Raw genomic sequence first — 11,812 nt, forward strand, 5'->3', positions numbered from 1 at the left:
TCCCGTACGGAAACCCGAAAAAGAATCCAACTCCGGCCCTTGAATTCCCGCCTGCAGGTTCATTCTCCCGCAGCTGAACCGATCCCCATCCCTACAGCAGGCGGGTAACGGCGAAGCGGTCGTCCCGGTCTGCAAGGTTCAGGGCATGGTTCGGTGTAAGCAGCGAACTGGCTACATCCGGAAGATGCCTCCGGCTGACCGCCTCCGCCGCTGCCATCTGCTCCGGCGTCGGGGGCGGATAAGGCTGCCCGGGTACGGGGATGTATCCCATGATGTGAAACGGGATGTCACTGCTCACCGAAGACAGCCAGGCGGCGATCCCTTCCACCTGGTCGAGTTCCACGAGCCCCGGCACATAGACGACGTTCACCTTCAGTTTCATGCCCGCTTCGTGGGCGGCGGCCACATTGTCGAAAACCCGTTTCCGGTCCTGCCCCGTGACGGCCCGGTGGAGATCCTCGTCCCAGGCCTTGAGGCCGACGTTGGCCCCGTCCAGGTGCGGCAGGGGCAGCCTGCTGCCGTTCGTATGGCCCAGGCGGGTGCCGACCCGGAGTTCCTCCTTGGCGAAGCGGAGCATTTCCGGCAGATCCTTCGCCACGGTGGGTTCCCCTCCCATGAAAGACAGGTTCTCGATGGGCAGGCGGCGGAGGGCTTCCTTGATCTCCCCCGTCTCAAGGTAGCGCTCCGGAGCCGGAGATGCGAAGCCCGGCTTTCCCCCGGGACCGCTCCGCAGCTTGTAGCTGCACGTGGGGCAGCGGAAGGTGCATCCGTAATTGTGGACGGTCGCGAATCGGTGCTGCTTGTTGTAGGTCAGCTTGTAGAAGGCCACGGTTCAGTCCTTTCTTGCATGGCGGTTCTGCGGCTTCGGACGGCCGCGCTCCTTGACGTTCATCATATTCCCCCGTAGCGGGTGGCGCTGATGATGGGCTTACTGAGATACAGGCCCAGGGAGGCACCGATCATGGATCCCGCGATCCCCTGGGCCGTCTGGACGGCGATGTACCAGGGCGCGAAGAACTGGTGCCAGATGAAAGGGGCGGAGAAGCAGTAGAAGTAGAGATAGACCGTCAGCCCACGCAGAAATCCCGCCCCCAGCGCGTTTTTCATGGAGCCCAGGTAATTCCCGGTGGCAAGGAAATAGAGCTCCAGGATGAAGCTTGCTAGGAGCGCGTAGGGCCACCACAGAGGATTGATGCCGCTGGAGATCGTCTGGGCCAGGAGGCTGTGCCCGCAGATGATCAGGGTGGCCGTTCCCGCCCTGGGAATGAGACGGATGCCGATGAACAGCGTAGCCGTGTAGGGTATGGAAAAGAAGAACGACTGGATCAGGGGAACCCGGCTCAGGCCGAACTTGAACGGCAGGATGGCGATGTAGAGGAGGCTGCAGAACAGGGCCGCAGTAACCAGGTCCTGGATGCTGAAAGACGGAACCGCCCTGCGCGTCCACAGGATGTGGAAAAGGACGGCGCCCAGGACGGTAACGAGGATCAGCGAGCCGATGTAAAGGTTCATGAGAAGGCCCCCTGGAACATAACGAGCAGGACCATTCCCGTCGTGGAAAAACCGAGAACGAGCCAGTCCCGCAGGGAAAAGCTCAACTCCCGCACCAGCGTCTTCTTACCCGTGAAAGCCCGGACCTCGGCGGCAAGGGCGATGCGCCGGGCGTTTCTCAGGCTGTCGATGATCAGCGGCGGCAGGAGGTAGCGGCAGGCCCGGAATCCCCCCCGCACGCCCTTCAGGTCGAGCCCGCGCAGCTTCTGGGCCAGCAGGATGCGGTTCGCCTCGTCGATCAGGGCGGGAAGGAAACGGATGCTGACCGTGACCAGGAATCCGATCCGCCCGGGCACGCCCAGCCTCTCCATGCCGAGCAGCAGATCGGACGGATACGTGGACATGACGATGACGGCGCTCAGGAGCATGGCCGAAAACAGCCTGAGGCTCTGCAGCGCCCCGTACAGTAAACCTTCTCGGTAAATGGCGATCCCTCCAGTGATTCTACCGAGGAGACCCGAATCGGGGGCCACAATTGTCAGGATGGCAGTCCGGGGCTCGAGGCCGTAAAAGAACCCCTGGGAGATCATGGTGAAGCACAGGGCCGTCGCCATGAGTACGGCCGTCGTGCGGACGGTTCCCCGGGCCGGCCGGAGCAGCCCGAAGGCTCCCAGGAGCATCGCGAACAGGAGAAAAAGACCGAACGGCGTCCGGAGCGCGACGATCATGACGGCCCCCAGCAGGCCCAGAACAATCTTGGCCCGCGGATCCAGATGGTGCAGAAAGGTCTCCCTATCCAGATACTTCATCGTTTTCCGCCCCGCCGTCCCGCAGGATGATCCGGCGTTCGGCCACGGCGGCCGCCTTTTCATTGTGCGTCGTAAAGACGACCGTCCCGCCGTCCCCGGCATACTGGAAGATGAGGGAAAAGAGCCTGTGCCAGCTCCGGTCGTCCAGACCGGTTGTCGGCTCGTCGAGGAGGAGAATCTCCGGTCCCATGGCCATGACGGAAACCACGGCCAGGATCTGCCTCTGCCCCCGGGAGAGGGTCTGGGGATGGCGTTTGCGGAAGGCGCGCAGTCCGGCAATGTCGAGATAATAGGCCACGTCCGCTTTTCTGCCGAGCCGGGCGGGCCCGAAGGCGATCTCCTCTTCGACCGATCCCGCGAAAAGCTGTTCGTCCGGATTCTGGAAGAGAAATCCCACGCGCCCCACCAGCGATTCCAGTTTCGGCCCGGGCATTCCCAGAACGGTGATCTTTCCGCGTTTGGGCTGAAGGAGTCCCCCCAGGATCTTCAGAAGGGTCGTTTTGCCGCTGCCGTTGTCGCCCAGCAGGGCGACGACCTCCCCGCGCATGATCTCGACGCTCAGCCCGGCCAGCACCTCCCCTCCCCCGCCATAACGAAAATCGACGCCCTCAAGGGCAAGGACCGCCGGAGCAGTCGACGGGCCGACCTTCCTTCCCAGGACCGGGATATCGCCAGTCTCTCCGTTCCCGGAGATCCGTCCGTTTTCCAGCGTCACGACCCGGTCCATCAGGGGCAGGGCTTCTTCATACTGATGCTCCACCAGGACAACGGTCTTCCCCTCCTCCTTCAGGCTCCGGACGATGCCGAAAAAATCCAGCCTTCCCGCCGCATCCAGGTCCGTTGTCGGTTCATCGAAAAGGAACACTTGCGGCCCCATGGCATAGATGGAGCTGATCGCCAGGCGCTGTTTCTGCCCCCCGGAAAGCTTGAAGGTCTCCCGTCTCCGCAGGTCCCAGAGCCCCATCGAACGGAGGGCCTGATCCCGGCGATGAAGGATCTGCTCCCGGGACAGCAGGAGGTTCTCGCAGCCGAAGGACACGTCGTCCTCCACCCGCATCATGAAAATCTGGCTCTCCGGGTTCTGGAAGACTGTACCCACCGTGCGGGCGATCTCCCGGAGAGGCGTCTCGGACGGGGAAAAACCGCCGATCCTTACCGCTCCCGAGCTCTCTCCGGCAAAGACGTGAGGGACAAGCCCGTTGAGGCAGTACAGGAGCGTCGACTTCCCGGACCCGGATCTCCCGCGGACCAGTACCGCCTCGCCCGGCTCGATCCGGAGGCTGACGTCCTGCAAGGCCGGGATTTCCGATCCCGGATAACGGAAACTGAAGGATTCGACGGAGATCATCGCCAATGGATCCTCCCGTTCACCGTCCCGGAATCCCGCATTGGATGAATGCCGGTTGTTTCGACCGCACGAACAGTCTCACTCGAAATGCAGGGCAACCTCGGCAAACCACCAGCGCCCCGGTGCCCGGTAATAGTCGTAATACGTCCTGTTCAGGATGTTCTCCACCGAAAGGGAGATCGTGGCCCAGGACAGAACCCGGCAGGATACTTTCCCGTCGGCGGTGAAGTAGGACTCCCGGGAACCGTACCCGCTATCGGACGTATCGCTGTTGTCGTCACTGGAAAACCGCTGCGCCACGTACCTGCCCGTCAGGGAGAGGTCGAATATTCCAAGCTTGGCGGCGGCCCCGGCGTTGAAAGTCTGGCGCGGAACCTGGGGTATCTGCTTGCCCACACTGTTCGGATTGGCGACGTTCTCCGTGATCCTGGAATCCGTATAGGTGTAATTAGTGAAGATCCTGAATCCCTTGTCCAGGCGCTGTTCAAGTTCCATTTCGATGCCCGTTCCCTTCGCTTTTCCTGCGTTGTCATACTGATAGGTGTTTGTTCCGACGGTCCTCTGGTAAATCAGGTCCGTCATGTAATTTTCGAAATAGGTCGCCTTGAAGACGGCTCCCTTCCAGAGACGCTGCTCCACCCCCGCATCCCAGGAAAAGACTTTCTCAGGAGACAGACAGGGATTGTATTGATAGGTGCTCGTGCCCGAGGTGTAGGAGCGATAGAGTTCATAGACGGTCGGTGCACGGAACGATTTTCCGGCGGAGAGCCGCAGCACCGTCCCGGAAATGGGGCGGTAGGCGATGGAGCCCTTGGGGCTGAAGGCGGAATCGCTGCGGGAGGCATAATTCTTTGGATAGCCGGCATTGCCCACGGAATTTGCGTAGCCGTCGATGGTCTCCCACCAGTCCTCCCGAAAACCGGCGTAAAGGGTCAGGCTATCGAGAAGATTCACTTCTCCCTGGAGAAAGAGGGCATAGGTCCGATCCCGGCCTTTGGATTCGTAGGTCAGGTTGGTCGTGCTGCTGTTGTCTCCCCAGTTTGTCATGGCGTACTCTTTTGTTGTCGCCGTTGCATATTTATAGGCGCCGCCGACGGTCACCTTGTGCCTCTGGAGGATGGGAATTGCGAACTGAAGGTCCGCGTTATAGCCTTGGGAGGGCGTTTCCGCTTTGGTGCCCGGTCCGCCGTTCATCGTTGCGGACGAGGAAGAACTCACGGATACATACCAGGCGTCGCTCTGGTCGTTCATTCCGAGGGAGAGCTTTCCCTCCACGGGACCAAGAGCCTGTTCCCAGGTCACATTGTAGAGGTTCTGCGCCCGGTGGCCGTAACCGGAGAGAAACGTCGCTGCCTTGGCTCCGGTATAGGAATAAACGGGAATGCCGCTGCCGTTCACGACATAGGAATGGGGATTGTCCGCATTGTAGTCGAAGCTGGTGCGTATAAACTGTGCCTGCAGCTTCGAATCGGGTGTGAATTCATACCGCAACTTCGCCGTGCCGTGGTAATCGGTCCAGTTGTTGTCGCCCCGGTCTCCGATGAGATACCGGGTTTCGCCTTTGTTGCTGGTAGTCACGATCCAGCCGGAGATGCCCGCTGTAGGCCTCGTCGAGACCAGATTGTAGTCGGTCACGTACCCGTTGGTCCTCTCGTTTCCGAGGCTCAGGAACCATCGCCATTTCCCGATGTGGTCGCCGTAGGAGGCATAGGACCGCCAGAGGTCCGTCGGCGCCTCGCCGCTGTTCCAGGCGGTGCCGTAACCGGTCTTCAGGATAACCTCCCGCTTGTCCGGCCACTTCGTCAGGTACTGGACCACACCGCCCATGGCATTGCCTCCGTAGAGGCTCGAAAACGCCCCTCGGGCCACCTCGATTCGCTCCAAATCCTCGGGCACCAGGCCTCCGAAATTGACCGTTCCCACCCGCGGATCGTTGAGGGTGATGCCGTCCAGCAGAACCAGGGTCCGCTTCTGGTCGGGAATCCCCCGGAGGGTGACGGCCGCCTGGGTATCCATGAAGCTCTTGCCACGTCGATTGAAGACGCCGGGCAGTTCATTCACTGCCTGATCGAGGGTTTTCACGCCCCGTTGCGACATTTCATCCTTCTTGACGACGCTGACGGCCGCCGGCGACCGCGACGCATCCTGCTCCATTCGCGTGGCCGTCACGACCACTTCTTCCAGACGGACCGTCCCGGGGATGGTCCGCTCGGCCGCAAATCCGGGAAGTTTCAGCAGCAACAAGATTACGATTGGTCCCCAGTACCTGATTCGACAGACCCGGTTCATGTGTCGTTGTTCCTTTCCATGGGATCCATTCACAAGTGTTACGTATTACATAACGGTGTCTGATAGCACGCTTCGCTTACATGTCAACCGAAATCACGTTTTCGAGATTAAAATACGATGTATTTCTTTATGTTATTAGTGAGATACGATTTGATTGTTGTTACGGTTACGGACGATGTCAGGACATACCCTATACTCTGTCTGTTCGTGCTTTGAGGGGCACATCGCGCAAATAATCCGGGATAGGGCTTTCCATAATCTCTTTTTGAACACAAACGAACGAAACGGACAATATTGAACCGCAGACCTGTTTCACCGGCCCGTCCATTCGCGATTCCCTTCACTATATCTAATACTTATAACTTGAGGGCGAAAAGAGAAGATTGGCCCTAGGCAGGAGAGACGAAGGGATTCCGTTCCTTGCATGATACTCTATTGTTCCATTCGTTTTTTGCTGAAGTAACATTCAATCCTTATTTCGCAATGTTGCGATCATGGCACGCCGCTGGCAAAGGATCGGTCAAAGAGCATTGCCACGATTCGGGTGATCAGTCACTCAATACTTATCAAGGAGGACACACGATGAAGGCGCATCGCACATACGCAGGATTCGGATAATCCGTTTCCGGGCATCGGACAGCGGCCGTTTCATTCAATACGCTCTATTCCAATTTAGACAGTTTATCGGACAGAAACAGCATTTTTCCGTATTTGAAAAAGCAGCGTGAACGGGAGGTGTTCCATGAAAAAGTCTGTCAGCATGCTGATCGTTCTGATCGGATTCATTTTCATCTTATTGAATATGCCGGTCTTTGCCGAAGAGGTGGTGACGGGACCGGCGGGGGCGACAGTCGCAGATGCCGCCACGGTGGCTGCTCCGGCAAAAGCCGTAACGCAGGAAGCCCTGGATGCGCTGAAAGGTTCCCTCCAGGTGGGCATCGACACCACGTGGGTGCTCTTCACGGCCTTTCTGGTCTTCTTTATGAACCTGGGGTTCGCCATGGTGGAATCGGGACTTTGCCGCGCCAAGAACACGGTGAACATCCTGGCGAAAAACTTCATCGTCTTCGCCATTTCCTCGGCCGCCTTCTGGGTGGTCGGCTGGGGGCTCATGTTCGGAAACGGCAACCCCTTTGCGGGTCTGGAGGGGCTCTTCTTTGTCGGCGGGGCCGACAACAGCCCTGCCATCGGAGATGCCTACAGGGGCGTCTACGCGGCGATCAACTGGACCGGCGTGCCGTTGTGGGCGAAATTCTTCTTCCAGCTCGTTTTCGCCGGCACCGCGGCGACCATCGTGTCGGGGGCCGTTGCGGAGCGGATCAAATTCCATTCCTTCATCTTCTTCTCCTTCCTGCTGGTGGGCATCCTGTATCCTATCACCGGCCACTGGATCTGGGGAGGCGGTTTCCTCGCGTCCCTGGGAATGTTTGACTTCGCCGGCTCCACGGTCGTCCATTCCGTCGGCGGCTGGGCGGCCCTTGCAGGCGTGCTGCTCCTGGGATCCCGGATCGGCAAGTATCGCAAAGACGGCTCCATCCATCCGATCTTCGGACACAACATGTCCATGGCCACCCTCGGCGGGCTCGTCCTGTGGTTCGGCTGGTTCGGATTCAATCCCGGCTCCACCATGGGCGTGGGCGACGGCAGCGCCATCGCGCATATCGCCGTCACCACCAACACCGCCGCCGCGATGGCGATCCTCAGTTCAGCCGCAACATCGTGGATGATCCAGAAAAAACCGGATCTCTCCATGATCATCAACGGGGCGCTGGCCGGCCTGGTGGCCATCACCGCTCCCTGCGCCTTTGTCAGCGTCGGCTCGGCTGCGATCATCGGCCTGATCGCCGGCGTGCTCGTGGTCCTGGCCGTCATGATGTTCGACCGGATCAGGATCGACGATCCCGTCGGCGCCCTCTCCGTTCACCTGGTCAACGGCATCTGGGGAACCCTGGCGGTCGGTCTGTTCGCGGTCGACAAGATTACGGGAACGGCCACGGGGAACGGCCTTTTCTTCGGCGGCGGCTTCAAGCTCCTCGGCGCCCAGGCTGCAGGCGTCGCGGCAGTCGGCGCCTTTACTTTCATCGCTTCGCTCATTGTATGGTTTGTCATCAAGCAGGTGGCAGGCCTGAGGGTCTCCCGCGAGGAGGAGATCACCGGACTGGATCTCGGCGAGCACGGCACGAAGGCCTACCCTGATTTCCAGGGATTCCTGACGAAGTAGGAACCGCTGCAGGGAAGACCCTGTTTATTGAAAAAGGAGAATGATGATGAAACTGATCGTCGCAATCGTACAGCCGGAAAAGCTGACGGATGTCAAACAGGCCCTTTCTGAGGCCAAAGTGGGGAAAATGACTGTCTCCAATGTGATCGGCTGCGGATCGCAGGGCGGACATACCGAATCCTATCGCGGCATCTTTACCGAGGTCAATCTTCTGGACAAGGTCCGCTTCGAGATTGCCGTAAACGACGAGTTCGTCAAACCCGCCGTGGACGCAATCATCCGGGGCGCACGCACGGGGAAGATCGGGGATGGCAAGATCTTCGTGGTGCCCCTGGAGGAATGCATCCGTGTGCGAACGGGAGAGTCGGGCACCGATGCGATCGGTTAAGACCGCAGGCCGGCAATGATTCCTTGTCTACAAGGGGAGACCCTGGGAACGGGGTCTCCCGCCCGTTTCACCCATGCATCATGAAGCGCATGCCATGAGCATCGCCAGCCTGGTTCATTTTACCGGATCCGCAAGCATGACGAGAATCCGCATTCGACGGGGAGAGCCTCGGGATGTCGAGATGCTGGTAATATTTCTCCGGGATCTCTTCACGATGGAAACGGATTTTGCGACGGACGCCGAGAGTCACCGGGCGGGACTGCTTCTGCTCCTTGCGAATCCCGGCGCAGCGGTCGTTTTCGTTGCCGAGGCCGACGGAGTTGTCGTCGGCATGGCCGCGGCCCAGATCGTCGTCTCGACGTCCATCGGCGGATATTCGATCCTGCTGGAGGACATGTATGTCACTGCCGGATTCCGCCGGAAAGGGGTCGGGTCGAAGCTCCTGGAAAACGTCCTCGCCTGGGGGTCTGAACGCGGCGCGCGCCGCGTTCAACTCGTCGTCGCCTCGGCAAACGCCCGGGCATTCCGGTTTTACCGGCAGGCAGGCCTGCTGAAAAGCCGCATGACGGCGTTTTACGGAAAACTGGACGTCATGAACCCGGATTTCTCATGACCCGCCCGGAAGGACACGCCTCGATTCACGCTCCGTCCACTGACCGGGCATTTTCTTTCCTCAGCCACTCCTCGTAGTCCACCATCCGGGCCAGGGTCTTGACGGCACGCTCCGGCGTCAGGAAGGCGATGCCTTTGTAGGGACTGCCCTCCACCTCTCGGACGGTCTTGCTTTTCTCGTCGTCCAGGAACACGCCCAGGACCGGTTTCCCGTATTTTTCCATCATCCTCGCGCTGAAGGCGAAAAATTCCTCTTCGGCCCCATTATACAGTTTCTCCCCCTCATCGTAGAAAACCTGTTCGATGGCCTGCCCGGAGGCGCGGGCTGCATCAAGTGATTTGAGGACCATCCGGGTTCTCCCGACGACGCCCAGATGGATGACGGCATCGCATTGATCCCATGCGATGAGGGCTTCCAGGATTTTCCCGGGCAGCGAGGGCTCGAATTCACCGACGAGATCGACGGGGTTCTCACGGCTCCAGTACGGCGGAAGGATCCCGTCAATCCGGGCGATGACGTCCGGCGTCAGGTGAGGGACCTCCAGGCCCATCTCGACGCAGACGTCCGTTGCCACGACGCCCCACCCGCCTCCCAGGGTCATGATGGCCACCCTCTTGCCCCTGGGCAGGGGCAGAGAGGAGAAGGCAGCCGACAGATCCAGGAGATCCATCGGCTGATCGGCCAGAACCACGCCGGCCTGCCTGCAGGCTGTATTGAAAATCCGGATGTTGGACGCCATGGCCCCCGTATGGCTGGCCGCCGCCCTGCTGCCCGCCGCGGTCCGGCCGCCCTTGAGAACAACGACGGGTTTTTTCCTGGAAACCTGCCGGGCCGTCGAATAGAACCGCCGTCCGTCCTTGGTGCTTTCGACGTAGAGGACGACCGTTTTCGTAATGTCGTCGACTTCAAAGGTCCGAAGGTAGTCTTCGATGGTGATCATGGCCTCGTTCCCGGATCCGCAGAAGGCGCGGATGCCGATCCCTTCCGCCTCGGCAAAATCCAGGAGCTGGATCCCCATGTTGCCGGACTGCGAGACCAGGCCGACCGGCCCGGGCTTCGGCCAGCATGAAGTTCCGATACAGAAAAACTTTGCATGGGGGTTGCAGATGCCCATCGTGTTGGGACCGAGGATCGTGACGCCCGCCTCCGCGGCGGCTTTCACGAGGTCCGCTTCGGCTTGGCGGCCCTCGGCGCCCAATTCCCCGAAGCCAGACGTGATCAGGAGCATGTGCCGGATTCCCTTCGCCTTGAATTCGGGAATCAGGGCGGAGACATGGGCCGCCGGAATCGTGACGACGCCGAGATCGACCTCCCCCTGGATTTCCATGACGTTCCGGTACACCTTCCGGCCGGCAATCTCCCCTCCCCTTTGATTGACAGGATAAACCTCTCCCCTGTAACCGCCGGCCAGAACGTTCGAGAAAAGCATGTTGCCCCATTTCCCGATCTGGGGCGACGCACCGATCAGGGCGATGGAACGGGGATAGAAAATCTTTTCCAGCTCCCTCGGATCCACGGGATGATGGGTGGTCTTTCCCGCGGGCCGGTCGCCGAGGATGATCAGCGCGTCCACCGCGGTCACCCGGCCGTCGGCCCCGATCACCAGGGGATTGATGTCGACCTCCGCAATATCGGCCACATCCTCCGCCAGGCGGGACAGACCGACGAGCGTTCGGACGATGTCTTCCCTCCGGGCCGGAGAGTCTCCCCGGAAAGCGCCCAGCAGCTTCGAGGAACGGATCTCGTCGATCATCCGTCCGGCCTCGGCTTCGTCCAGGGGGGTAAGGCGGAATACGACGTCCCCCAGGGCCTCCGTGAAGATCCCGCCGAGGCCGAACATGACGATGGGGCCGAACTGCGGGTCGCAGAACAGGCCCGCCACGAATTCCCGGCGCCCCCGGATCATCGGCTGAACGAGATATCCCTCCAGGTCATCCCCCGCCGAGCGGGCGATGGCCTTCGCTGCCGACAGGACATCGCGCTTGTTTCCAAGGTTCAGGCGGACGAGCCCCCGCTCCGTTTTATGCGTCAGTCTGGCCCCCAATCCCTTGAGGACAATGGGAAATCCATATTGCTGAGCCTGCCGAACCGCATCCTCCGGATCGGCGGCGACCGATTCTTCCACAACGGGTATGCCGTAACGGCGCAGGACCTGTTTTGCCTCCGCCTCCGTCAAGGCCTTCCGGCCTTCCTTTTTTGCCGTTTCAATCTGCTTCTGATCCATTCTGTTCTCCTGTTTCTGCATCCTTATTGGAATCCCTGCTCCGATGCGTGCCGGACAACGTTTTGGCACGGTTCTAAAAGACAGATAGCATTGGATCATTATTCATTTTCCGGCCGGTGTGCAATCTTTCTTTCGCCCGCCTGATCACGGGAGTTGTGCCTGACCATGCCCCTGTTCTCAGACCGCGGGACTGCGAGATGCCCCGGTCGCACGGGCTCTGTCTTCCATGACCCGTTACATTTGTTTTATCAGCGGATCGATCCGTTACCGCGAGGATCTGTCCGTATGCCGAACAACTGCGGCATGAAGGCCGATAAGCAGGGTCGGGATGTGGAGGAAATGACGGGTTACCGGTCTGCACCGCAAAACCGTTCCGGTTTTCAGGGAGAGAGTCCGCTCCGGAGGGACGGGACGGCAAGACCGATACCG

Annotated in this window: 9 protein-coding genes; 3 read left to right on the forward strand and 6 right to left on the reverse strand. The window is 60.1% G+C overall.

What is annotated here, in order from left to right:
- Nucleotides 1-91: 91 nt before the first annotated feature.
- The 5 genes from HPY65_01280 to HPY65_01300 form a co-directional block, all read right to left on the reverse strand.
- Nucleotides 92-829 carry a radical SAM protein gene (locus tag HPY65_01280; protein NPU83089.1) on the reverse strand — a complete coding sequence of 246 codons (738 nt, stop codon included), beginning with the start codon at nucleotides 827-829 and terminating at the stop codon, nucleotides 92-94.
- Between the two features lie 62 nt (nucleotides 830-891).
- Entirely contained in the window at nucleotides 892-1,512 is a 621-nt protein-coding gene (locus HPY65_01285) for a hypothetical protein (protein NPU83090.1), read from the reverse strand.
- On the reverse strand, nucleotides 1,509-2,300 hold the full coding sequence (locus HPY65_01290) for an energy-coupling factor transporter transmembrane protein EcfT (GenBank protein ID NPU83091.1): 792 nt from the start codon (nucleotides 2,298-2,300) through the stop codon (nucleotides 1,509-1,511). The genes HPY65_01285 and HPY65_01290 overlap by 4 nt, the downstream gene beginning before the upstream one ends.
- Nucleotides 2,284-3,654 (reverse strand): ATP-binding cassette domain-containing protein, encoded by a 1,371-nt coding sequence (locus HPY65_01295; GenBank protein ID NPU83092.1) that lies wholly within the window; start codon nucleotides 3,652-3,654, stop codon nucleotides 2,284-2,286. Before HPY65_01295 ends, HPY65_01290 begins: the two co-directional genes overlap by 17 nt.
- 72 nt (nucleotides 3,655-3,726) lie before the next feature.
- Nucleotides 3,727-5,937 (reverse strand): TonB-dependent receptor, encoded by a 2,211-nt coding sequence (locus HPY65_01300; protein ID NPU83093.1) that lies wholly within the window; start codon nucleotides 5,935-5,937, stop codon nucleotides 3,727-3,729.
- 760 nt (nucleotides 5,938-6,697) lie between these two features.
- Between HPY65_01300 and amt the strand changes: the two genes are divergently transcribed.
- From amt to HPY65_01315, 3 genes are all read left to right on the forward strand, one after another.
- Entirely contained in the window at nucleotides 6,698-8,158 is a 1,461-nt protein-coding gene (gene amt / locus HPY65_01305) for an ammonium transporter (protein ID NPU83094.1), read from the forward strand.
- 46 nt (nucleotides 8,159-8,204) lie between these two features.
- A complete protein-coding gene (locus HPY65_01310; GenBank protein ID NPU83095.1) occupies nucleotides 8,205-8,546 on the forward strand; it encodes a P-II family nitrogen regulator in 342 nt (113 codons plus the stop codon).
- A gap of 94 nt (nucleotides 8,547-8,640) precedes the next feature.
- Entirely contained in the window at nucleotides 8,641-9,159 is a 519-nt protein-coding gene (locus tag HPY65_01315; protein NPU83096.1) for a GNAT family N-acetyltransferase, read from the forward strand.
- A gap of 25 nt (nucleotides 9,160-9,184) precedes the next feature.
- Here HPY65_01315 and HPY65_01320 read toward each other — a convergent pair whose 3' ends face one another.
- Nucleotides 9,185-11,383, reverse strand: a complete 2,199-nt coding sequence (locus HPY65_01320; protein ID NPU83097.1) for a CoA-binding protein — start codon at nucleotides 11,381-11,383, stop codon at nucleotides 9,185-9,187.
- Between the last annotated feature and the right edge of the window lie 429 nt (nucleotides 11,384-11,812).

This window comes from Syntrophaceae bacterium (genome assembly GCA_013177825.1).
Classification (GTDB): domain Bacteria; phylum Desulfobacterota; class Syntrophia; order Syntrophales; family PHBD01; genus PHBD01.